The sequence below is a fragment of the Mycobacterium heidelbergense genome (assembly GCF_010730745.1).
Classification (GTDB): Bacteria; Actinomycetota; Actinomycetes; order Mycobacteriales; family Mycobacteriaceae; genus Mycobacterium; species Mycobacterium heidelbergense.
Genome location: NZ_AP022615.1, coordinates 1335412 through 1357930 on the forward strand (window position 1 = coordinate 1335412; position 22519 = coordinate 1357930).

The window sequence follows — 22519 nt, forward strand, 5'->3', positions numbered from 1 at the left end:
CTACAGGGTGTCATAACCGGAAGATCCCGGCCGGTCAGGCCCGGACGCCGGCGAAGAACTGCAGGGCCGCGGCGTTGACGGCCTGCGGGCGCTCCAGGAACCCGAGATGACCGGTGTCGGGTATCTGCAGGTAACGGCCGTTGGGCATCGCATCGGCGACCTCCCGACCCAGGTAGGGCGGCGTCACCACGTCGTCGGCGAAGCCGATCACCAGCGCCGGCGCCGCGATGCTGCGGTAGGCGGGTAACCGGTTGGTCCGCGGGGCGACGTCCAGCTGGCATCGCAGCCCCGGGGTCTGCTTGATCGGCCAGGTGGAAAACATCGCGATCCAGTCGCCGACGGCCGCGTCGTCGTTGATGGTTTTTCGCGAAAAGCTTTCCAGCAACCGGGCTCTCGCGTCGTAGGCGGGGGGCAGCCGGGTCCCGGACTCGTAGAGGTCGGCCTCGGCATCGTGAAAGAACTGGCGGGCGCGGTCCAGGCGGCCGCGGGTGGCCATCAGCACCGCCGCGGTGACCAGCTCGGGCCGCGACACCATGAGTTCCTGCGCGATGAACGAACCCATGGACACCCCGACGATCCGGGCCGGGGCGGCGCCCAGCGACTCGATCAGCGCGGCGGTGTCGGCGACCATGGTTTGCGTCGTGAATCCTTCGGCGTTCTCGGTGGCGCCGATCCCGCGGTTGTCGAAGGTGATGACCCGGTATCCGGCGGCCAGGAACGCCGGGACCTGATGGGGGTGCCAGGTGCGTCCGGCGCCGCCGCGGCCGGCGATGAAAACGACGGGTTCACCGGACCCGCGATCGTCGTAAGCCAGGTTAATCACCCGGACGACGGTACAAGCAGCGGATGGCAGGCCTTGACCCGGTCGATCCACCACTGCCGCCGCTCCGGGGGCGCGGCCAGCGCCCGCAGCCGCGCCGGGTCGGGCGTCACCGGCCCGACCGCCAGGCTGCCGTCGACGGGCGCGGCAACGTCGGCGACGTCCTCTAGGAACAGCCCGCCGGTGCCCAGCCCGCAGGCATGACGAAGCCGCGGCAGGGCCGCCGCCGCGGTCAACCCGGCGGCGATCCCCACCGCCGAGTCGAGCGCGCTGGAGACGACTATCGGGACATCGATTTGGGCGGCGATGTCGAGCAGCGCCGAAATACCGCCCAGCGGAGCGACTTTCAGCACCGCGATGTCGGCGGCGTGGGCGCGGACCACGGCGAGCGGGTCGTCGGCCTTGCGGATGCTTTCGTCGGCCGCGATCGGCACGTCGACCCGGCGGCGCAGCTCGGCGAGCTCATCGACGGTGGCGCAGGGCTGTTCGAGGTATTCCAGCGGGCCGCCGGCGGTCAGCGCGGCCGCGGCCCGCGCCGCCTCCTCGACGCTCCAGCCGCCGTTGGCGTCCACCCGCACGGTCGGGACGAGTTCGCGCACGGCGTTGACCCGATCCACGTCGTCGGCCAGCGCCTGCCCGGGCTCGGCGACCTTCACCTTGGCCGTGTGGGCCCCGGGGAACCGGGCCAAAATTTCGGGGACCCCGGCGGCCGGTACGGCGGGCACGGTGGCGTTGATCGGGACGCGGTCGCGCAGCGTCGGCGGCGGCTCGCGGTAGGCGGCCTCGATGCCCGAGGCGAGCCAGTGCGCGGCCTCGGCGGGCGCGTATTCCACGAAGGCCCCGAACTCGCCCCAGCCCGCGGGGCCGTCGATCAGCGCGACCTCGCGGGTGGTGATGCCGCGGAAGCGCACCCGCATCGGCAGGGCCACCACATGCAGGCGGTCGAGCAGGTCGTGTAGCGCCGGTGTCACTGTTGGTAGACCTGGCGGCCCGCCAGATACGTCGCGCGCACGTCGAGGTCGGCGATTCGCTCCGGCGGCACCGTGCGGGGATCGGCCGACAGCACCACCAGGTCGGCGTACTTGCCGACCTGAAGCGACCCGACGATGTCGTCGGCGAACAGCTGCCAGGCGGCGTCGATGGTCTGCGCGCGGATGGCCTGTTCGACCGTCAACCGCTCCTCGGGCGCCAACACCCGCCCGCTGGGCGCGGTGCGGGTCGCGGCCACGCTGATGTTGCGCAGCGGCTCCTCGGGCGTGACCGGCGGATCGTTGTGCAGCGAGATGCGCATGCCGGTGGCCACCGCGGATCCCGCTGGCATCCAACGTGATCCGCGCTCCGGGCCGAACAGTCCGTCGACGAGGACGTCGCCCCAGTAGTGGATCTGGTCGACGAAGATGCTGCACGTGACGCCGAGGTCGGCCGCCCGTTGGAGCTGGTCGGGGCGGATGGCGCCGACGTGTTCGAGCCGGAGCCGGTGGTCGTCGCGCGGATTACGTTGCAGCGCTTGTTCGTAGACGTCGAGGATGGTGTCGACGCCGGCGTCGCCGTGCACGTGGCAGGCCATCGGCCAGCCCCGCGGAAAGTAGGCGCCGACGATTTCGGTCAGCTGCTCGCGGGTGTAGTTGGCGTGCCCGCAGGAACCGGGCGGCACCCCGATGGTGCGGGTGGCGGCGGTGTCCAGGTACGGGAAGGACAGGGCGATGTTGCCGACCCACGGCGAGCCGTCCACCCAGATCTTGATGCCGACCTGGCGCAGCATGTCGTCGCCCTCGCCGGGGGTGGCGTCGGTGTGCATCTGCGGGTTGGAGATCTCGTAGGTGCGCAGCCGGACCGTCAGCTCACCCCGCAGTTGCTCGACCAAGGGCCGAAACCCGGGGTCGAAGGCCATCTCCGAGCAGGTGGTCAGGCCCGCGCGGTTGAGCCGGGCGCACTCGGCGCGCAGCATCGCCGGGTAATCGCCGGGCGTGATGGCGCCGCCCAGCAGCGGGAAGACCGCGCCGGTTTCCACGGCGGTGCCGTCGAGTTCGCCCTGGCCGTCGCGGCCGTACTTGGCGCCCTTGGGATCTGGAGTGTCGCGGGTCAGGCAATTGAGCCGGGCGGCCTGCGAGTTGAAGTAGGCCTTGTGCCCGGAGTTGTGGATGATCACCAGCGGCCCGTCGGGTGCGATCTCGTCGAGCCAGGCCAGCGTGGGTTCCGGAAGCCCGTTCTGCAGCAACGGATCCCAGCCGTTCAGGTAGGCCCCGGCGGATCCCCGGGTTTTGGCCTCGCGGGCGACGGCCTCGACCACGTCGTCCGCGTCGCTTATGGTCACCGGCCGGATGTCGACGATCCGGTCCGACAGCGCGATGGCCTCCATCAACGGATGCCCGTGCGCCTCAACGAAACCCGGCATGACGCAGCCGTCGCCGACGTCGATGGTGTGGGTGTTCGGGCCGATGTGGTCGGCGACGTCCGAAAGGGCGCCGACGGCGACTATCCGGCCGTCGGCCACGGCGAGCGCCTCGGCGGTGGGTCGCGCGTCGTCGACGGTCAGGATGGTTCCGGTGATGACGGCATCTGCCTGCGCCATGGGTAGGAATCGTACTGATCCGGCAAGCTCGCGGGTGGGTTTGGCGTCCCGGGTTCGCGACGTGAGGGATTCTCCGGCCAACGCGGGGGCCGCCGAATTCGGTGGATCATTAAGTGGCCGAGGTTGCGAGCGGTCTGGTCCGTACGTTCGTCGGGCGTTGTGACCAGACGCCGCTGGCGCCGAGTCTGCGCTGGTGGCATCGAGCCTGCGTCCACGGCTAGCTTTTCGCCTCGGGCGCCGCCACCACCGCAGTCTCGACGCCCGGCGAACAGCGCCCCGACGAACTCCCGGACGAGATCGCTGGATCGGTCGCAGTGACTGGCTGGCGGGCGATAAGCGTGCTTAAGCTCTGGCCTGTGCAGCAGACGTTGCGGGTGGATACCGCGGGTGTGCAGGCGATGGCCGCTCGCTGGGGTGGTTTGGTGGGCGAGCTTCACGGCACGGTAGCCCCGGCGGGCCGGGGGTTGTGGTGTCAGGTCAGCGCGGCCGCGGTCCACGCCGCCCATGGTGATGTTGCGGCCTTCACCGCGGGGCTGGCCGCACGGGTGGGTGCGCGCGCCGCCGGCGTCGCCCACGCCGATACCCGCTATCTGGCCAACGAGGCCGAGTCGGCCACCGAGCTGGCCGCGGTGGCCGGAGCAGAATATGGTCCCGGCGATCGGGGGTGATCGAGGGCGCGGCCGACGTGAATTGCAACACGTTCTAGTCTTGCCCCATGAGTGACGAGCTGCTGCGCAACCCGACCCATAACGGCCACATGCTGGTGGGCGCCCTCAAGCGCCACAAGAACAAGCCGGTGCTCTTCCTCGGCGACACCACCCTGACCGGCGGCCAAATGGCCGACCGGATCAGCCAGTACACCCAGGCGTTCGAGGCGCTGGGTGCGGGCACCGGCGTCGCGGTCGGCCTGCTCTCGCTCAACCGCCCCGAGGTGCTGATGATCATCGGCGCCGGCCAGACCCGGGGCTATCGGCGCACCGCGTTGCACCCGCTCGGGTCGCTGGACGATCACGCCTACGTGCTGTCCGATGCCGGCGTCAGCTCGCTGATCATCGACCCCAACCCGATGTTCGTCGAGCGCGCGCTGGGGCTGCTGGAAAGGGTGCCGTCGCTCAAGCAGATCCTGACCATCGGTCCGGTGCCCGAGGCGCTGCGGGGTGCCGCCGTCGACCTGTCGGCCGAGGCGGCGAAGTACGAGCCGCAGCCGCTGGTCGCCGCCGACCTGCCGCCGGACCAGATCATCGGCCTGACCTACACCGGTGGCACCACCGGCAAGCCCAAGGGCGTGATGGGCACCGCGCAGTCGATCTCCACCATGACGATGATCCAGCTCGCGGAATGGGAGTGGCCCGAGGAGCCGCGGTTCCTGATGATCACCCCGCTGTCCCACGCCGGGGCCGCGTATTTCCTGCCGACGCTGGTCAAGGGCGGCCAAATGTACGTGCTGCCCAAGTTCGACCCCGCCGAGGTCCTGAAAACCATTGAAGAGAAACGGATTACGGCCACGTTCGTGGTGCCGTCGATGCTGTACGCGCTGATGGACCACCCGGATTCGCACACCCGCGACCTGTCGTCGCTGGAGACGGTCTATTACGGCGCGTCGGCGATCAACCCGGTGCGGCTGGCCGAGGCGATCCGCCGGTTCGGCAAGATCTTCGCCCAGAACTACGGGCAGTCCGAGGCCCCGATGGCCATCACCTACCTGGCCAAGGGCGATCACGACGACACGCGGCTCACGTCGTGCGGGCGCCCGACGCTGTTCGCGCGGGTGGCGCTGCTCGGCGAGGACGGCAAGCCGGTGCCGCAGGGCGAGCCGGGCGAGATCTGTGTCAGCGGGCCGCTGTTGGCCGGCGGCTATTGGAACCTGCCGGAGGAGACGTCGCGCACCTTTAGAGACGGCTGGCTGCACACCGGCGACATGGCCCGCGAGGACTCCGACGGCTTCTACTACATCGTCGACCGGGTCAAGGACATGATCGTCACGGGCGGCTTCAACGTGTTCCCCCGCGAGGTCGAGGACGTGGTCGCCGAGCACGCGGCCGTCGCGCAGGTGTGCGTGGTGGGGGCGCCGGACGAGAAGTGGGGCGAGGCCGTCACCGCGGTGGTCGTGCTGCGCGACGACGCGGCCCGCGACGACGCGGCGATCGAGGCCATGACCGCCGAGATCCAGGCCGCGGTCAAGGAACGCAAGGGCTCGGTGCAATCGCCCAAGCGGGTGGTGATCGTCGACTCGCTGCCGTTGACCGGGCTGGGCAAGCCCGACAAGAAGGCGGTGCGGGCGCGGTTCTGGGAGGGCGCCGCCCGCGCGGTCGGCTAGGTCCGCGAGCAGACACAGAATCGCACTGCCAGGGCACCTGGCGTGCGATTCTGTGTCTGCTCGCGTTAGGGGCAGCCGGGCGCATGGCACCGAACCCTTTCTGGAGGCGCCGACGGCCTGACTACTGTGGCAGGCATGGCAAACGCTGACGGTCTCAAGCCGCCCTGGTGGCTGAAACCGGCGAACAAGCTCTTCATCCAGCTGTCCCGGCTCGGCCTGAGCTTCGGCGGCGAAAGCCCGGTGGTGTTGACCGTGGCGGGCCGCAAGTCCGGGACTCCCCGGTCGACGCCGGTGACCCCGATGACGGTCGACGGCAAACGGTACGTCGTCGGCGGTTTCCCGGGGGCGGATTGGATCCGAAACGTCCGCGCCGCAGGCGAAGTCACGCTCAGGCGCGGCCGCACACAAGAGCGGGTGCGCATGGTGGAGTTGTCCGCCGACGACGCGCGGCCGTTCCTGCGGGCCTTCCCGACCGAGGTACCCACCGGCGTCGGTTTCATGAAGCGGTCCGGGTTGGTCGAGGAGGGACGCCCCGACGAATTCGAGGCGTTGGCCGGCGTCTGCCCGGTCTTCCGCGTGGATCCGCTGTGAGCGACAACCCCTTTGATGCGCGAGCCTGGCGGCCCGTCGACGGGTTCGGCGACCTGACCGACATCACCTACCACCGCCACGTCGAGGACGCCACGGTGCGGGTGGCGTTCGACCGGCCCGAGGTGCGCAACGCGTTTCGGCCGCACACCGTCGACGAGCTGTACCGCGCGTTGGATCACGCCCGGATGTCCCCCGACGTGGGCGTGGTGCTGCTGACCGGCAACGGGCCGTCGCCGAAGGACGGCGGCTGGGCGTTCTGCTCCGGCGGCGATCAACGCATCCGCGGCCGGTCCGGCTATCAGTACGCGAGCGGGGACACCGCGGACACCGTTGACGCGGCCCGCGCCGGCCGGCTGCACATCCTCGAGGTGCAGCGGCTGATCCGGTTCATGCCGAAGGTGGTCATCTGCCTGGTCAACGGGTGGGCGGCCGGCGGCGGCCACAGCCTGCACGTGATCTGCGACCTCACCCTGGCCAGCCGCGAGCACGCCCGCTTCAAGCAGACCGACGCCGACGTCGGTAGCTTCGACGGCGGCTACGGCAGCGCGTACCTGGCCCGCCAGGTGGGCCAGAAGTTCGCCCGCGAGGTCTTCTTCCTGGGCCGCGCCTACACCGCCGAGCAGATGCACCGCATGGGCGCGGTCAACGAGGTCGTCGAGCACGCCGAGCTGGAACGCGTCGGCCTGCAGTGGGCGGCCGAGATCAACGCGAAATCGCCTCAGGCGCAACGGATGCTGAAGTACGCGTTCAACCTGCTCGACGACGGGCTGGTGGGCCAGCAGCTGTTCGCCGGCGAGGCCACCCGGCTGGCGTACATGACCGACGAGGCCGTCGAGGGCCGCGACGCCTTCCTGGAGAAGCGGGCCCCGGACTGGGACCCGTTCCCGCGGTATTTCTGAGGTCGACTCGCCGAGCGTCACGCTGGCGTGGCTCTCGCGCGCGAGAGCCACGCTGGCGTGACGCTCGGGGCCGGCGGTGGCGGGCGCCGCCTACACTCGCCACCTGTGAGCAAGAGTCCGCTTCGCCGGTTGACCGACCAGATCGTGCTGGCCACCATGCGGCCGCCCATTGCGCCGCAAGTGCTGGTCAACCGGCCCGCGATCAAACCCGTCGACCTCGACGGCAAGCGCATCCTGCTCACCGGGGCGTCGTCGGGCATCGGCGAGGCCGGGGCCGAGCAGCTGGCCCGCCGCGGCGCCACGGTGGTCGTCGTCGCCCGCCGCGGCGACCTGCTCGACGCCCTGGCGGACCGGATCACCAAAGCGGGCGGCACCGCGATATCGATTCCCTGCGACGTCTCGGACATGGACGCCGTCGACGGACTGGTCGCCGACGTCGAGAAGCGCATCGGCGGCGTCGACATCCTGATCAACAACGCCGGCCGGTCCATCCGTCGGCCGCTGGCCGAGTCGCTGGAACGCTGGCACGACGTCGAGCGGACCATGGTGCTCAACTACTACGCGCCGCTGCGGCTGATCCGCGGGTTCGCGCCCGGGATGCTCGAGCGCGGCGACGGCCACATCATCAACGTCTCGACGTGGGGCGTGCTGTCGGAGGCCTCCCCGCTGTTCTCGGTGTACAACGCGTCGAAGGCGGCGCTGTCGACGGTGAGCAGGGTGGTCGAGACCGAATGGGGCCGCAAGGGCGTGCACTCGACCACGCTGTACTACCCGCTGGTGGCCACCCCGATGATCGCGCCGACGAAGGCCTACGAGGGCATGCCCGCGCTGACGTCGGAGGAGGCCGCCGAGTGGATGGTGACCGCGGCGCGCACCCGGCCGGTGCGGATCGCACCGCGGATGGCGATCGCGGCCAAGGCGCTGGACACCTTCGGGCCCCGCTGGGTCAACACGCTCATGCAGCGGCAAAGCATCCAGCCGGCGCGCTGAAGACGTGATAGACACGAGGCTATGGAGATCCTGGCCAGCCGGATGCTGCTTCGGCCGGCGGATTATCAGCGGTCGCTGGGCTTTTACCGCGACCAGATCGGACTGGCGATAGCCCGCGAATACGGCGGGGGCACAGTGTTTTTTGCGGGCCAGTCGTTGCTGGAGCTGGCCGGCTACGGCTCCCCCGACCACTCCCGGGGACCCTTCCCCGGTGCGCTGTGGCTCCAGGTCCGGGACATCGCGGCGACCCAGGCCGAGCTGCAGGGCCGGGGCGTGTCGATCGCCCGCGAGGCGCGCCGCGAATCCTGGGGCCTGCGCGAGATGCACGTGATGGATCCGGACGGAATCACGCTCATTTTCGTCGAGGTCCCCGGAGATCACCCGCTTCGCCGCGACACTCGCGGCCAAGCGGGTACGTCCGGTTAACGAAGAGCTAACATCTGACGACAAGTCACGGTACACCTGCGTTTGAGCTATCTCTCCATTCGACAATTTAATCCTCCAACTACCAGAATCAGGCGCTGTGAACATCGATTTGTTCCTCTTGATCATTGTCGTAATCACGGCACTCGCTTTCGATTTCACCAACGGCTTCCACGACACCGGCAACGCGATGGCAACCTCCATCGCGAGTGGCGCGCTGGCGCCCAAGGCCGCCGTCGCGCTGTCCGCGGTGCTCAACCTGGTGGGCGCGTTCATGTCCACCGCCGTCGCGGCCACCATCGCCAAGGGCCTGATCGACGGGCACATCGTGACGCTGGAACTGGTGTTCGCCGGCCTCGTCGGCGGCATCGTCTGGAACCTGCTGACCTGGCTCCTCGGCATCCCGTCCAGCTCCTCCCACGCGCTGATCGGCGGCATCGTCGGTGCCACGATCGCCGCCGTCGGCGGGCACGGGGTGCTCTGGAAGGGCCTCGTGTCCCACGTGCTGATCCCGGCCGTCGTCGCCGCGATCCTGGCCATCGCCGTCGGGGCGATCGCGACCTGGCTGGTCTACCGGGTCACCCGCGGCCTCGACACCAACCGGACCGAGGCCGGGTTCCGGTACGGCCAGTGGGGCTCGGCTTCGCTGGTCTCGCTGGCGCACGGCACCGGCGACGCGCAGAAGACGATGGGCATCATCTTCCTGGCGCTGATGTCCTACGGGTCGATCAGCAAGAGCACCGCGGCGCCGCCGCTGTGGGTCATCGTCGGTTGCGCCCTGGCCATGGCGGCGGGCACCTACCTGGGCGGCTGGCGGATCATCCGCACCCTGGGCAAGGGGCTGGTGGAGATCAAGTCGCCGCAGGGCATGGCCGCCGAATCGTCTTCGGCCGCAGTCATTCTGCTGTCCACCCACTTCGGTTACGCGCTGTCGACCACGCAGGTCTGCACCGGTTCGGTGCTGGGCAGCGGGCTGGGCAAGCCCGGCGGCGAGGTCCGCTGGAGCGTGGCGGGCCGGATGGTGACCGCGTGGCTTGTCACGCTTCCGTTGGCCGGGCTGGTCGGGGCGATCACCTATTGGATCGTGCACCTCATCGGGGGATACCCCGGCGCGATCATCGGCTTCAGTTTGCTGGTCGCGGTCTCCGCCGTCATCTACATCCGGTCGCGCAGGGTCAAGGTGGACCACAAGAACGTCAACGCCGAATGGGAAGGCAGCCTCACCGCCGGCCTCGAGGACGCGGACGGCCATGCGCCGCCGAGCGATACCGGCCCCACCGCAGGCACCCCGGCGGCGAAGACGCCGTCGCGCTCCGGGTCCGACGACCCCACGGTTAGCGCGGGGAACATCTCATGAGCCACTTCAGCGAATGGTTCAACTACCAGGCCTCCCTGAGGATCCTGGTCTTCTCCCTGCTGGCCGGCGCCGCGCTCCCGGGGCTGTTCGCCCTCGGGCTCCGGTTCCAGGCCGTCGGCGCGGGCCAGGGCACCACCGACGGCAGGGCACCCCAGAAGAATCCGGCGCTGTTGGCGGTCGCGTGGTTGATCTACGCGGTGGTGGTCGCGGTGATCGTCTTCGCGCTGCTGTACATTTCCCGCGACTTCATCGCGCATCAGACCGGCCAGGCTTTCCTAGGAGCCAAACCCAAGTAGCATTGAATCGTTGTCCACCGAACTGCCGATCCCCCGCGCGGAGAGATAGCACCGTGAACCGATTCCTCAATTCGGTCGTCTCGTGGTTGCGCGCGGGTTATCCGGAGGGCGTGCCGCCGACCGACACCTTCGCCGTGCTGGCGCTGCTGACCCGCCGGCTGGGCAACGACGAGGTCAAGGCCGTGGCCCAGGAACTCATGGAGCGGGGCTGCTTCGACAACATCGACATCGGTGTGGCGATCACCCAGATCACCGACGAGCTGCCGTCGCCGGAAGATATCGAGCGCGTGCGGGCGCGGTTGGCCACCAAGGGGTGGCCGTTCGATGAGCCGCGCGACGCCGAGGATCACGCATAGCCGTCCTGCGCGCGCTCGGCGTCGCATCGGGTTCCGCCGTCTCGTCGCTGATGCCCGCGCTGGAGCGGGTGCTGGAGGGCCGCGATCCCCCGCTGGTCGCGGTGCCGGCCGATGACGTGGGCTTACGGGTGGGCTTGCGCGTGGGAGAGGCCATCGACGACGACGTGGCCCTGGTGGCGGTGACGTCGGGAACCACCGGTACACCCAAGGGCGCCCTGCTGACCGCCGCCGCCCTGACCGCCAGCGCGTCGGCCACGCACGACCGTCTCTGCGGGCCGGGCGGCTGGCTGCTGGCGCTGCCGCCGTATCACATCGCGGGCCTGCAGGTGCTGGTCCGCAGCCTGCTCGCCGGCTCGACGCCCGTCGAGCTGGACGTCACCGCAGGCTTCGACGTCACCGAATTGCCCAGCGCGGTAAGGCGATTGGGCTCGGGCCGGCGCTACACGTCGCTGGTCGCCGCCCAGCTGGCCAAGGCGCTCGCCGACCCGGCGGCCGCGGGTGCGCTCGCCGAACTGGACGCCGTGCTGCTGGGCGGCGGACCGGCGCCGCGGCCGGTCCTCGACGCCGCCGCGGCGGCGGGCATCGCGGTGGTCCGCACCTACGGGATGAGCGAGACCGCGGGCGGTTGCGTTTACGACGGCGTCCCCCTCGACGGGGTGCGGCTGCGGGTGTCCGACGACGGGCGCGTCGTGGTCGGCGGCGCGACGCTGGCCAAGGGCTACCGCAACCCGGTCGATCCCGACCCGTTCGCCGAGCCGGGCTGGTTTCGCACCGACGACCTGGGCGCCGTCGACGATTCCGGGGTGCTGACCGTGCTGGGCCGCGCCGACGACGCGATCAGCACGGGCGGGTTGACGGTGCTGCCGCAACCGGTCGAGGCCGCGCTGCGCACCCATCCCGCCGTCGGCGACTGCGCGGTCTTCGGTGTCGCCGACGACCGGCTGGGGCAGCGGGTGGTCGCGGCGGTCGTGGTGCGCGAGGGCCGTGACGCTCCGACGCTGGAGGCGCTGCGGACCCACGTCGCGCGCACCCTGGACGCCACCGCCGCGCCGCGCGAGCTGCACGTCGTCGACGCGCTGCCGCGCCGCGGCATCGGCAAGGTCGACCGCGCGGCGTTGATGCGCCGGTTCGGCGGCGGTCAATAGGCTGGACGACCGTGAAGGTCGCGCGACGGGAATCACTGGCCGTCGCGGTCGGGGTCGTCCTGGTGGCGGCGGCGTTCGTGCTGCCGCGACTGCACTGGGGCGTCAGGCCGCGGCTCGATGTCGGCCAGGAGCGGTTCGCCACACACGCCGGGGCCGCGCCGATCTTCGGGGCGTGGGAGATCCACGCCAGCTGGGGAACCGGGCCGGCCATCCTGATCGCCGTGGCCGCCGTGGTGTGGGGACCGCGTGTCGCGCAACGCCTTTCGTGGCGGACGCTGACGCTGGGCAGCTGGGCCACCGCGTGTCTTTGGGCGTTTGCGCTCGCCATGATCGACGGCTGGCAGCGCGGCTTCGCCGGGCGATTGACCACCCGGGACGAGTACCTGTCGCAGGTGCCGACCGTCACCGACATCCCGGCCGCTTTGCGCACCTTCTCCAGCCGGATTCTCGACTATCAACCGGACTCCTGGGTCACCCACGTGTCGGGGCATCCGCCGGGAGCCCTGCTGACGTTCGTCTGGCTGGACCGCACCGGCCTGCACGGCGGCGCCTGGGCCGGGCTGCTGTGCCTGCTGGCCGGATCCAGCGCGGCGGCGGCCGTGGTGATCGCCGTGCGCGCGCTGGCCGACGAGCAGACCGCGCGACGTGCCGCGCCGTTCGTCGCGGTGGCGCCGACGGCGATCTGGGTCGCGGTCTCGGCGGACGGATACTTCGCCGGGGTCGCGGCGTGGGGCCTCGCGCTGCTGGCCGTGGCGGTGCGCCGGCCGGTTCGGTTCGCCGCTCTGGTCGCGGCCACCGCCGGCCTGCTGCTGGGCTGGAGCGTCTTCCTCAACTACGGCCTGATCCTGCTGGGGTTGCCCGCGTTGGCCGTGCTGATATCCGCGTCCGATTGGCGAGCGGTGCTGCGGGCGCTCGGCCCGGCGGCGCTGGCGGCGGTGGCGGTGGCGGTGGCCTTCGCCGTTGTGGGGTTTTACTGGTTCGACGGCTATGCGCTTGTGCAGCAACGCTATTGGCAGGGGATCGCCAGGGATCGGCCATTTGCGTATTGGGGCTGGGCCAACCTGGCGTGCGTGGTGTGCGCGATCGGGTTGGGCAGCGTCGCCGGAATCGGCCGCGCGGTCGACGTGGCCGCCCTTCGTCGTCGCTCCGGCTTCCACCTGGTCTTGCTGGCCATGCTCGCGGCCATCGTCTGTGCGGACCTGAGCATGCTGAGCAAGGCCGAGGTCGAACGGATCTGGCTGCCGTTCACCGTCTGGCTCACCGCGGCGCCCGCGCTGCTGCCGGTGCGGTCGCACCGTTTGTGGTTGGCGCTCAACGCCGCCGGGGCCCTGCTGGTGAACAGCGTCATCGTCACGAACTGGTGAGCGAGCCTGCGCGCTCGTCTCGTCTCGTCTCGTCTCGTCTCGTCTCGTCTCGTCTCGTCTCGTCTCGTCTCGTCTCGTCGAGACTGTAATTCTGCAGGCCCGCACTCGCACTTTGTCTGCTGATTTACAGGCTCGGCGATGACTCAGAGGCCGGCCGCGCGGGTGGCCCGCGCGAAGCGGCTGGCGGGTCCGCAGGCAAGGCGCACCGCGGCGACGTCGTCGACGACGTCGATGTCGGTCAGCCGCTGCACACGTATGACGTCAATTCCGTTGTCGCGCAATGCCTTCAGCGTGAGTTCGCCGGTGTCGGGTTGAGACATCGGGACGGCGCGCAGGCATTCGGCCATCGTCGGCGCCCCCACCCCGAGCACCCACCAACCGCCGTCGTGGGCCAACCCCAGCACCGCCTGCGCGCCGAGCAGCCGACGCGCGCAATCGGTCAACAGTTCGGCGGTTACCTGCGGTGTGTCCATTCCGATTTGCAGCACCGGATAGCCGTCAGCCGAATCGGCGTGGGCGTTGGCGAGGCGATCGGCGAAGCCGTCACCGCGCTGCGGGATCACGGTGAAGGACTCGAGCCGTTGGCGAATCTCGGCGGCGCCCGCCGCCGCGGCCAGGTCGCCGGTGAGGGCCACCACGCGCGCCGCGACCGGCGCGGCGGCCACGGCATCCAGCGTGTCGAGCAGCGCGGCCGCCGCGATCTCCGCGGCGACCCGGTCACCGACCGCCGCGGCGAGCCGCGTCTTGGCCCGGCCCGGCTCCGGCGCCTTGGCGACCACCAGCATCGTCACCGGCAGGACGCTCACGAAATCACCTTCCAGAAGTCCAGGATCGCGGTGACGCTGCCCCGCAGCGAACCGCTGACCTTCGACTTGCCGCCCGTGCGGGGACCGTAGCTGACGTCGAGCTCGACCACGCGCCAGCCGGCGGCCGCCGCGCGCACGAGCAGCTCCAGCGGATACCCCGATCGTCGGTCGCCGACGCCGAGGTTCAGCAGCGCCTCCCGCCGGGCCACCCGCATCGGCGCGATGTCGTGCACCGGCAGGCCGTGCCGGGTGCGCAGCCGCCAGCTCATCACCGCGGTGCCCACCCGGGCCACCCACGGCCAGTGCAGCCCGGGCACCGGCCGGCGCCGGCCGATCACCAGGTCCGCGCCCTCGTCGAGCGCGGCGACCAGCCGTGGCAAGTCGCCCGGGTCCATCGAGCCGTCGGCGTCGATGACCGCGACGATCGGGGTCGTCGCGGCGACCAGGCCCGCGTGCACCGCCGAGCCATACCCGGGCCGTGGTTCGGCGACCACGCGAGCGCCGTGGCGGCTCGCCACGGCCGCGGTGTCATCGGTGCTGTTGTTGTCGACGACCAGCGCCCGATAGCCGGGCGGAATGGCCGCCAGCACCGCCGGCAACGACTCCTCCTCGTTGAGGCAGGGCAGCACCACCGTGACCGTGTCGTCGGGCATGACCCCAGAGCCCGCGATCAGAACCCGTGACGGGTGTGAGGCTGCTGCGGGGTCGCCGGCTGCTGCGAATGCGTCTGGGGCGGAAGGGTTTGCTGCGTTTGCGTGTGCGTGGGCTGCGGCGCCTGTGTGGTGGTCGGGGGAGAGTACGTGGTGGTCGGCGGAGAGTACGTGGTGGTCGGCGGAGAGTACGTGGTGGTCGGCGGTGAATACGTCGTCGTCGGGGGTGAATACGTGGTGGTCGGGGGTGAGTAGGTCGTCGTCGGCGGCGAATACGTCGTGGTTGGCGGCGCGTGCGTCGTCGTCGGCGGGGAGTACGTCGTCGTCGGAGGCGAGTACGTGGTCGTGGGCGGCGCCGTCGGGCGCGTATACGGGGGCGGGTTCGGTGGGTGCCAGCCGGGGAACGGGATGATGATCGGGATCGGAATCGGCACACCCGGGTTCGGGTTCGGCACGAAACCGGGGGTGCCCGGCGTCTCCGGACCGACCGGGGCGGGGGCGACCGGCGGTGGGCCGCCCACGACGGGCGGCTGCTGTGGAACCGAGCCCCCGCCGGCGGGAGCCGGAAGGGTGCCGCCCTGGAATCCGGCGTTGGGCGCTTCGGGCGGGGGCGGCGGCACCGGCGCCTGCTGCTGCGTCGGCAACAGCGGCATGAACTTGCCCGGCGCGGCGTTCTGGTGTCCCACCACCGGCTGTTGGCTCGCCGCCGGCCGGATGGCGATGGCGACCGCGGCGGCCAACGACGCGAATCCGATGATCGCAAAGGCGATGACGGCATTGCCGATCAGCAACGATCGCCTGCTGAGCCGCGCGGGCCCGGTCTCGGCTTCATCGAAGTCGACGTCGCCGTCGCCGTACTCGTCGAGCCCACCGGGAAACGCTTCGGCATCGTCGGCCTGCGAGTACGCCAGCTGCGGTTCCTCGGCAGCCGGCCCGGCGGCCGGCGCCATCGCGGTCGCGTCCGCTGCCGCCGCCAAGGGCATGGCCGCCAGCGCCGCGCCGCGGGCGAGCGCGAAGGTGGGGTCGTCGGGGACCTCCACCCGCATGGTCGACTCGCCGCGAAGCTGGTCGGCGACCCTGGTGAGTTCGGCGGATGCGCCCACCAGGTAGACGTCCTCCACGGCGCCGGGCCGGTCGTTGAGCCGGGCCATGATCGTGTCCAACGCGGCGGTGGCGTCAGCGCCGGGGCCGCCCCCCAGGGGCTCCCTGGCCAGCAGGGTCGGCGGCGCGTCCCCGTCACCGGCCGGACCCACCACCGACAGCGTCGCCGTCTCGTCGTCGACCACCAACACACCGCCGGCCCGGCCCGCCGCGCGCATCAACGCCGTCACGGCCTGCGACTCCGACAGCACCGCGACATCGTGGACGCCGGAATCTTCCAGCGTCCGGCGGAGCTGGTCCGCCTTCGCGTCGTCCGGCCAACACAGCCGGGTGGCGACCAGCCGATGGTTTTCGTCGGCCAGCAGCCGATTCGTGCCCAGCACGGTTTCGGCCAGCGTGGAGATCGGATTGTCGGCCAGGTCGACGACGGATTGATCGACGACGTCAGCGCCTCGCCCGCCCGGCCCGACCAGCGCCAGGCGGGCAACGGGGCCTGTCACCGCAACCCCCAAAACGACGTCCATCCCGGCTCTCCTTCGGCTGGCTACCCCACGACCAGCATGTCCCGGCATCATTACACTGCGATACCGTCGGCAGTAACAGTCGTTCGGGCGACAACGTTCGCCCATGCGCGAAGCGCACGTTCTCGGCACTGCCGCGCCGCCCGAACGGAGATTATGTTTCCAAGTGAGCAACGCGACCGGTGCGGCAGGGCGTTCCCCCGCCTGGCCACCGAAGCCACCTCGCCGATAACCCTTCTCGACACCCGGGGGTCACCGTGAGCCAGAGCAGCGACGACGCCCCGACCGGTCCCATCCGCGGGCAGACGCGGCGGTGGAACGTCGTCGGCGACCTGACCGCGGCCGCCCTGCTCGTCGTCGCGCTGGTGTTGCCGTGGAGTCTGTATTTCGGGATCGGAATACCCGGCAGCAACAAGGCCCTGTTGGCCGCGCTGTTCGCGGTGACGCTGCTGTCCCTGGTTTCCGTCGCCGCGGCCGGTTCCTGGAGGTCGTCGAGCGCGGTGGCGGGCCGGCTTCGGCTGGCGCTCAACGTCCCCTACGCGCTGCTGGTGATTGGCTTCGTCGTGTTCGACGCGGTCGAGACGGTCCGGTCCGGTGGCACCGTGAACGTGCCGGGCGGCGTGGGGCCGGGCGCCTGGCTGGGGATTGCCGGCTTGCTGCTGAGCGCGCGACCGGCGATCACCGCCCCGGCGCCCGAGGACGGCACGTCCGGGCCCGTCCGGATCATCGGCTACGCGTCGATGGTGGGCGCCGCGCTCAGCTTCGCCTTCAACCTGTATTGGCGGGTGCGGTACGCGCTGCACGGCACGGGCGGCTCGGCCGACTTCGGCAAGCAGAACATCGCGGTGATCGCGACCGCGGTGGTGTACGGCGCGGTGGCGTTGATCGCCGTTCTGGTGGGGTCGAGGTGGCTTTTGCGCAGCACCAAGGCTTCTCGGCTGGCGACGGTCGCGCTCGGCGTGTCGACCCTGGTCGCCGGGGCCCTCGTGTGGGTCCTTCCCGTGGGCCGTGACGTCGACGCGTTCCACGGCATAGCGCAGAACACGTCGACGGCAGGGGTCGGGTTCGAGGGCTATCTGGCGTGGGCGGCGGCCGGGGCGATCTTCGCGCCCTCGGCACTCTTCGCGCTGTCCGCCCGCCGGGACACGTCGCCGACCGAGGAGAACGCGTGGCGGGCGGCGGCCCGAAATGGCTTGCTGCTCATCATCGTATGGTGCCTGGGGTCGGTGGCCATGAGGCTCACCGACCTCGCCGTCGGGGTGACCCTGAGCTACCCCTTCTCGCGCTACGACAGCCTGGTGCTGGCCGCGTTCGATCTGGCCACCGCGGTCCTTGCGATCTGGCTGCGCATCAACCTCGGCAACGACTCGGTCTCCGCGAGACTGATCTCGTCGCTGTGCGGGCTCGTCGCCACGCTGAGCATCTCGCGCGTCGTCGTGGGCGTCGCGCTGGCGCCGCGTTTCGCGGAATCGCCCGGTGCGCCGGCGGCGAATCCGGTCTACGGGAACAACCTCGCCCAGCAGATCACCAGCACCTTCGATGTGGCGCTGTGCGCGCTCGCCCTGTGCATCCTCGCGGCGGCGATCGTCGCCGGCCACCTCGGCGATCGACGGCCGCGACGCCGAGGCCGCCGCGCCGCCGCGCGGCAGGTCCCCGTCCACCAGCCCAGGATCTTCCGGCCGCCGCAACACCCGGCGGGAAGGAGCTAACGCAAAGGCGCGAAAGCGAATTCGCGCAGGCCCCGGTGCGGGTCGACGGCCGCGCGGAAACCCAGCACCTCGGCGGCCCGGCTCGGATCGGCGACGATGTGGCGCACGTCGCCGCCGCGGTACTGTCCGGTGATCACGGGCGTGACCGAGCCGTCTCGCGCGTCGCACAGCGCGGTGGCCACCTCCAGGATCGAGATGGGTTGTCCCGAGCAGACGTTGACCGCGGTGAAGCCGTCTCGATCACCCATGGCGGCGAGGTTGGCGGCGGCCACGTCGTCGACGTGGACGAAGTCACGCATCTGACCGCCGTCCTCGAAAACCCTTGGCGGTTCACCCCTTTCGAGCGCCGAGCGGAAGATCGCCGCCACCCCGGAATACGGGGTGTCGCGCGGCATCCCGGGCCCGTAGACGTTGTGGTAGCGCAGCGCCACCACCGAACCGCCCGTCGCCTCCGACCACGCCAGCGCGTAATGCTCCTGCGCGGCCTTGCTGGCCGCGTACAGGCTGCGCGGCCGCAGCGCGGCGCCCTCGCCGACCAACAGCCACGTCACGTCGACCCCGCATGCGGGACAACGGTGTTCGAAGATCCCGGCGTCGAGGTCGGCGCGCCGCCGCGGCGGCGGGTCGACCGACCCGTGTTCGGGACAGGCGTAGTGGCCCTGCCCGTAGACCACCATCGACGACGCCAGCACCAGGCGGCGCACCCCGGCGGCGAACATCCGTGCCAACAGGACCGCGGTCGCGTAATCGTTGTGGCCGCCGTAGGCAGGGGCGTCGGCGGCGTCGACGCCGGCGCCCACCATCGCCGCCTGATGGCACACGAGGTCCACCCCGTCCAGCAGCGGCGCCAGCGCGTCGCCGTCGCGGATGTCGACCCGGTGACATCCGGCCGGCGGCACCGGGTTTGGGCCGTGCGCGGCGGGCAGCAGCGCGTCGACGGCGACGACGTCGTGACCCGCCGCGCGCAGCGCCGCGTCCACCCGCGACCCGATGAAACCGGCCGCGCCGGTCAGCAGCACCCTCACGGCAGCTCGACCGGCAACGTGACGCCGGTGTGCGGCTGGCAGTGCGTGCACGTGCGCTCGGCGGCGACCCGGCCGATCGCCGCGCGCATCAGCCTTTTGAACGCGCCCATGTTCTTCTCGAATTCGGCGAACACGTCGGCGGCCTTCACGCCGTCGCCGGCCTGGATACCGGCGTCCAGATCGGTCACCAAAGCGATTGCCGCATAGCATATTTCGAGTTCGCGGGCCAGCACGGCCTCCGGGTACCCGGTCATGTTGACCAGGCCGAACCCGGCGGAGGCGAACCACCGGCTTTCCGCGCGGGTGGAAAAGCGCGGCCCCTGGATCACCACCATGGTGCCGCCGTCGACCACGCCGGGCAGGCCGGTGGCCGCGGCCCGCAGGGTCGGGCAGTACGGATCGGCGAAGTCGACGTGGACCGCCCCGGAGTCGAAGTAGGTGTCGGCGCGGCCGGTGGTGCGATCGACCAGCTGGTCGGGCACCACCACCGCGCCCGGACCGTTCACCGGGTCCAGGCTGCCGACGGCGCACGGGGCAAAGACGCGCCGCACGCCGAGCTTGCGGAGCGCCCACATGTTGGCGCGGTACGGCACGGTGTGCGCGGAGAACTGGTGCGTCGCCCCGTGCCGGGGCAGGAACGCGACCTCGTGCTCGCCGACGGCGCCGATCGCGACCGCGGCGCTGGGCCGGCCGTACGGGGTGTCCACGTCGATGCTTCGCAGGTCGGACTCGAAGAAGGTGTAGAAGCCGCTGCCGCCGATCACTCCGAGCATCCGCCCATTGTGGCGCATAGGGCAGGATGCCCTGGTGGCCAGTTTTGCGCAGTGGATCTCGGGCGCGCGACCGCGGACGCTGCCCAACGCGGTGGCGCCGGTGGTCGCCGGCACCGGCGCCGCGGCGTGGCTGCACTCCGCGGTGTGGTGGAAGGCGCTGCTGGCGCTGGCCGTCGCGGTCGCGCTGATCGTCGGCGTCAACTACGCCAACGACTACTCCGACGGCATCCGCGGCACCGACGACGACCGGGCCGGCCCGGTGCGGCTGGTGGGCTCGCGGCTGGCGACCCCGCGATCGGTGCTGACGGCGGCCGTGACCAGCCTGTCGGTCGGCGCGGCGGCCGGGCTGGCGCTGGCGCTGCTCAGCGCGCCGTGGCTGATCCTGGTCGGCGCGGCCTGCATCGCCGGGGCGTGGCTGTACACGGGCGGGTCAAAGCCGTACGGCTACGCGGGTTTTGGCGAGGTCGCGGTGTTCGTGTTCTTCGGGCTGGTCGCCGTGCTCGGCACCGAGTACACCCAGGCCTTGCGGGTGGACTGGGTGGGGCTGGCGCTGGCGGTGTCGATCGGCGCGCTGTCGTCGTCGGTGCTGGTGGCCAACAACCTGCGGGACATCCCGACCGACGCGCGGTCGCAGAAGATCACCCTGGCGGTGCGGCTGGGCGATGCCCGCACCCGGGTCCTCTACCAGGCGCTGCTGGCGACCGCCGGAGTCCTGACGCTGGTCCTCATGGCGGCGACGCCATGGTGCGCGGTGGGGTTGGCGGCCACGCCGCTGGCCCTGCGCGCCGCGGGTCCGGTGCGATCCGGCCGCGGCGGGCCCGAGCTGATCCCGGTGCTGCGTGACACCGGGTTGGCGATGATCGTGTGGGCGACCGCGGTGGCGGCCGCCCTGGCCCTGGCGCACTGACCGTGCGCCCGCGCGGGCGCCATCAGTCCCGGTCCTCGCCGCGCAGCCGGGCTTGCAGCGCCTCGCGTTCCCGGCGCCGGCGTTCGCCGGCTACGGCCAGCGCGACGGTGGCGCGCCGACGCAGCGGGCCGAACAGCCAGATGCCCAGGGGCATCGCGATGATCAGGGCGAACAACGCGGCGACGACGACCGGGAACTGGGTGACCCCCAGCAGCCGCGCGACCCCGCAGATGGCGCCGGTAAGCACGGCCACCAGCGCCAACCGCGCCGCCGCGTAGAGCAAGACGTCGACCACCACACGATTTCCGGCGCGCTGCGCCGGGCCATCGCCAGTGCCGTTGTCGCTAGGTCTTTCTGACACAACCCGAGCCTACGGCGCGGGTATATTCGCTCAAAGGAGGTGTTGAGTGCTCTACCTGCTGCTCATCCTGATTCTGGGAACGCTGATCTACGTTGGCTGGCGCGCGGCGCGGTCACAGGCCAACCGGCCGAAGACCCGCGTGATCGGACCCGACGACGATCCAGAGTTCTTGCGGCGGTTGGGCCACGGAGATCGTTAACGCCCCTAGACCAGACCCGGGTTGCGCTGATCGCCGGGAAACCCCTCGGCGACGGCGGCGGCCAGCTCGGCGAGCGCTTCGCGGGTGCCCCGCCGCAACCGGTCCAGGCTGATCTCCGCGCCCTCTTCCAGGTGCGGGTCGAACGGCACCAGCCGCACCGCGCGGCAGCGCCGCGAGAAGTGATCGACCACCTTGTTCATGTCGACCTTGCCGGTGCGTGGACGCACCCCGTTGATGACCGCGATCGAATTGCGGACGAGTTCGCCGTGGCCGTGGGCGTCCAGCCAGTCCAGCGTTTGCGAGGCGCTGCGCGCGCCGTCGATGGATCCCGAGCTGACCACGATCAGCACATCGGCCTTCTCCAGCACCGACGACATCACCGAGTGCAGCAGGCCGGGGCCGCAGTCGGTGAGCACCAGGCCGTAGAACCGCTCCAGGATCTCCAGGGTGCGGGCGTAGTCGTCGGCGCTGAACGCCTCCGAGGCGGCCGGATCGGTCTCGGAGGCCAGCACCTCCAGCCCGCTCGGGCCCTTCGACGTGTAGCGACGGACATCGCTGTAGCGCTCGACGGTTCCGGCGTCGTGCAGCAGCTGACGCACCGTCGCCGCCGTCTCCAGCGGGATCTTTTGGCTCAGGGTGCCGCGATCGGGGTTGGCGTCGACGGCCACCACACGGTCGCCGCGGATGGCGGCGAAGGTGGACCCCAGGGTCGCGGTGATCGTCGTCTTGCCGACGCCCCCCTTCAGCGACAGCAACGCGATCCGGTAGCAACCGCGCAAGGGCCGGTTGACCTGGGCCACCAGGTTGTTGTGGCGGGCGGCCCGGGGGCTCTCCCCCAAGTTGATCAGGTGACCGGACAGCTCGTAGACCGTCCGGCGCCAACCCTCCGATGGCGGCGGTTTGACCGGTCGCAGCAGCACCCCGGTGGACAGCTCCGGATAGGGCGTGTGCGGCAGCGGCTCGGGGCGGTACGGCGCCGGGGCCTCGGCCGGGCCGTTGTAAGCCTCGGCCGGGCCGTCGTAGTAGGCCCCGTACGCGGTCGGGTCGACGCGCGGGATGCCGGTAACCGGGGTCGAATCCCAGGGTGGCATCCCCGCGGGCGGGGGTGCCGTCTGCCGCCGCTCGGGCCCGGGAACCCGCCGCTCGGTGCGGAATCCGGCGAAGGCCCGGGTCGGCGCTTCGGCGCCCGGCTCCGCCGGCGGTTCGGCGGTGCGCTCCTGGGGCGCCGGCTGGCGAGGCACCTGCGTGGTCTGCTGATCGGGCGCCCCCACGCCGGTCGTTGGATGGTCGGACACGTGCACTCCCCCTTGTTGTGCTACCTGCGTCGGTTGCTAACT

Annotated in this window: 24 protein-coding genes; 14 read left to right on the top strand and 10 right to left on the bottom strand. The window is 71.0% G+C overall.

From position 1 onward, the window contains the following. Positions 1-34: 34 nt before the first annotated feature. The 3 genes from G6N25_RS06370 to G6N25_RS06380 are packed head-to-tail and all read right to left on the bottom strand — an operon-like array spanning position 35 to position 3392. Entirely contained in the window at positions 35-823 is a 789-nt protein-coding gene (locus tag G6N25_RS06370) for an alpha/beta fold hydrolase (RefSeq protein ID WP_083074551.1), read from the bottom strand. Next, positions 820-1737, bottom strand: a complete 918-nt coding sequence (locus tag G6N25_RS06375) for an o-succinylbenzoate synthase (protein WP_232065929.1) — start codon at positions 1735-1737, stop codon at positions 820-822. The genes G6N25_RS06370 and G6N25_RS06375 overlap by 4 nt, the downstream gene beginning before the upstream one ends. A 50-nt stretch (positions 1738-1787) precedes the next feature. Continuing rightward, a complete protein-coding gene (locus tag G6N25_RS06380; RefSeq protein WP_083074549.1) occupies positions 1788-3392 on the bottom strand; it encodes an amidohydrolase in 1605 nt (534 codons plus the stop codon). 356 nt (positions 3393-3748) lie between these two features. On the opposite strand from G6N25_RS06380, the gene G6N25_RS06385 reads away from it, so the two are divergent. The 11 genes from G6N25_RS06385 (at position 3749) to G6N25_RS06435 (ending at position 13130) form a co-directional block, all read left to right on the top strand. After that, positions 3749-4060 (top strand): hypothetical protein, encoded by a 312-nt coding sequence (locus tag G6N25_RS06385; protein ID WP_232065705.1) that lies wholly within the window; start codon positions 3749-3751, stop codon positions 4058-4060. A gap of 47 nt (positions 4061-4107) precedes the next feature. Further along, positions 4108-5709 carry a fatty-acid--CoA ligase FadD8 gene (gene fadD8 / locus G6N25_RS06390; protein WP_083074548.1) on the top strand — a complete coding sequence of 534 codons (1602 nt, stop codon included), beginning with the start codon at positions 4108-4110 and terminating at the stop codon, positions 5707-5709. A gap of 135 nt (positions 5710-5844) precedes the next feature. Next, a complete protein-coding gene (locus G6N25_RS06395) occupies positions 5845-6300 on the top strand; it encodes a nitroreductase family deazaflavin-dependent oxidoreductase (RefSeq protein ID WP_071512108.1) in 456 nt (151 codons plus the stop codon). Further along, positions 6297-7199, top strand: a complete 903-nt coding sequence (locus tag G6N25_RS06400; protein WP_083074547.1) for a 1,4-dihydroxy-2-naphthoyl-CoA synthase — start codon at positions 6297-6299, stop codon at positions 7197-7199. The genes G6N25_RS06395 and G6N25_RS06400 overlap by 4 nt, the downstream gene beginning before the upstream one ends. A 105-nt stretch (positions 7200-7304) precedes the next feature. Next, positions 7305-8189, top strand: coding sequence for an SDR family oxidoreductase (locus G6N25_RS06405; protein ID WP_083074546.1), 885 nt, complete (start codon positions 7305-7307; stop codon positions 8187-8189). 21 nt (positions 8190-8210) lie between these two features. Then, a complete protein-coding gene (locus G6N25_RS06410) occupies positions 8211-8615 on the top strand; it encodes a VOC family protein (RefSeq protein WP_083074545.1) in 405 nt (134 codons plus the stop codon). A 97-nt stretch (positions 8616-8712) separates the two neighbouring features. Beyond that, on the top strand, positions 8713-9969 hold the full coding sequence (locus tag G6N25_RS06415) for an inorganic phosphate transporter (RefSeq protein ID WP_083074544.1): 1257 nt from the start codon (positions 8713-8715) through the stop codon (positions 9967-9969). Further along, entirely contained in the window at positions 9966-10265 is a 300-nt protein-coding gene (locus G6N25_RS06420; RefSeq protein WP_083074543.1) for a hypothetical protein, read from the top strand. The genes G6N25_RS06415 and G6N25_RS06420 overlap by 4 nt, the downstream gene beginning before the upstream one ends. A 53-nt stretch (positions 10266-10318) precedes the next feature. After that, complete coding sequence (locus tag G6N25_RS06425) at positions 10319-10621, top strand: DUF3349 domain-containing protein (protein ID WP_083074542.1); 303 nt, start codon at positions 10319-10321, stop codon at positions 10619-10621. Positions 10622-10689: 68 nt separating this feature from the next. Further along, positions 10690-11766: an o-succinylbenzoate--CoA ligase gene (gene menE / locus G6N25_RS06430; protein WP_232065930.1), complete on the top strand. Its 1077-nt coding sequence runs from the start codon at positions 10690-10692 to the stop codon at positions 11764-11766. Positions 11767-11777: 11 nt separating this feature from the next. Continuing rightward, the gene (locus G6N25_RS06435) at positions 11778-13130 is read left to right on the top strand and encodes a hypothetical protein (protein ID WP_083074540.1); all 1353 of its coding nucleotides are present in this window, start codon (positions 11778-11780) and stop codon (positions 13128-13130) included. 143 nt (positions 13131-13273) lie between these two features. Here the strand turns inward: G6N25_RS06435 and G6N25_RS06440 are convergent, their stop codons facing one another. From G6N25_RS06440 to G6N25_RS06450, 3 genes are read right to left on the bottom strand one after another with little or no spacing between them, the layout of a single operon-like run. Next, positions 13274-13936: a TIGR04282 family arsenosugar biosynthesis glycosyltransferase gene (locus G6N25_RS06440; protein ID WP_083074539.1), complete on the bottom strand. Its 663-nt coding sequence runs from the start codon at positions 13934-13936 to the stop codon at positions 13274-13276. Further along, positions 13933-14589: a glycosyltransferase family 2 protein gene (locus G6N25_RS06445; RefSeq protein WP_083074538.1), complete on the bottom strand. Its 657-nt coding sequence runs from the start codon at positions 14587-14589 to the stop codon at positions 13933-13935. Before G6N25_RS06445 ends, G6N25_RS06440 begins: the two co-directional genes overlap by 4 nt. Positions 14590-14606: 17 nt before the next feature. Further along, on the bottom strand, positions 14607-16211 hold the full coding sequence (locus G6N25_RS06450) for a hypothetical protein (protein WP_083074537.1): 1605 nt from the start codon (positions 16209-16211) through the stop codon (positions 14607-14609). A 254-nt stretch (positions 16212-16465) separates the two neighbouring features. Between G6N25_RS06450 and G6N25_RS06455 the strand changes: the two genes are divergently transcribed. Next, positions 16466-17917 carry a DUF7937 domain-containing protein gene (locus G6N25_RS06455; protein ID WP_083074536.1) on the top strand — a complete coding sequence of 484 codons (1452 nt, stop codon included), beginning with the start codon at positions 16466-16468 and terminating at the stop codon, positions 17915-17917. On the opposite strand, the gene G6N25_RS06460 is transcribed toward G6N25_RS06455, so the two are convergent. Together G6N25_RS06460 and G6N25_RS06465 are read right to left on the bottom strand one after the other, a co-directional pair. Continuing rightward, entirely contained in the window at positions 17914-18942 is a 1029-nt protein-coding gene (locus tag G6N25_RS06460; protein WP_083074535.1) for an NAD-dependent epimerase/dehydratase family protein, read from the bottom strand. The genes G6N25_RS06455 and G6N25_RS06460 overlap by 4 nt on opposite strands. Next, on the bottom strand, positions 18939-19715 hold the full coding sequence (locus tag G6N25_RS06465; protein ID WP_197745671.1) for an S-methyl-5'-thioadenosine phosphorylase: 777 nt from the start codon (positions 19713-19715) through the stop codon (positions 18939-18941). The genes G6N25_RS06460 and G6N25_RS06465 overlap by 4 nt, the downstream gene beginning before the upstream one ends. 34 nt (positions 19716-19749) lie before the next feature. Between G6N25_RS06465 and G6N25_RS06470 the strand changes: the two genes are divergently transcribed. Then, complete coding sequence (locus tag G6N25_RS06470; RefSeq protein ID WP_083074533.1) at positions 19750-20622, top strand: 1,4-dihydroxy-2-naphthoate polyprenyltransferase; 873 nt, start codon at positions 19750-19752, stop codon at positions 20620-20622. Between the two features lie 22 nt (positions 20623-20644). Here G6N25_RS06470 and G6N25_RS06475 read toward each other — a convergent pair whose 3' ends face one another. Beyond that, positions 20645-20983 (bottom strand): DUF4229 domain-containing protein, encoded by a 339-nt coding sequence (locus tag G6N25_RS06475; RefSeq protein WP_083074532.1) that lies wholly within the window; start codon positions 20981-20983, stop codon positions 20645-20647. A gap of 46 nt (positions 20984-21029) precedes the next feature. Between G6N25_RS06475 and G6N25_RS06480 the strand changes: the two genes are divergently transcribed. After that, a complete protein-coding gene (locus G6N25_RS06480) occupies positions 21030-21182 on the top strand; it encodes a hypothetical protein (RefSeq protein WP_142272675.1) in 153 nt (50 codons plus the stop codon). A gap of 5 nt (positions 21183-21187) precedes the next feature. On the opposite strand, the gene G6N25_RS06485 is transcribed toward G6N25_RS06480, so the two are convergent. Continuing rightward, complete coding sequence (locus G6N25_RS06485; protein ID WP_142272674.1) at positions 21188-22483, bottom strand: MinD/ParA family ATP-binding protein; 1296 nt, start codon at positions 22481-22483, stop codon at positions 21188-21190. Between the last annotated feature and the right edge of the window lie 36 nt (positions 22484-22519).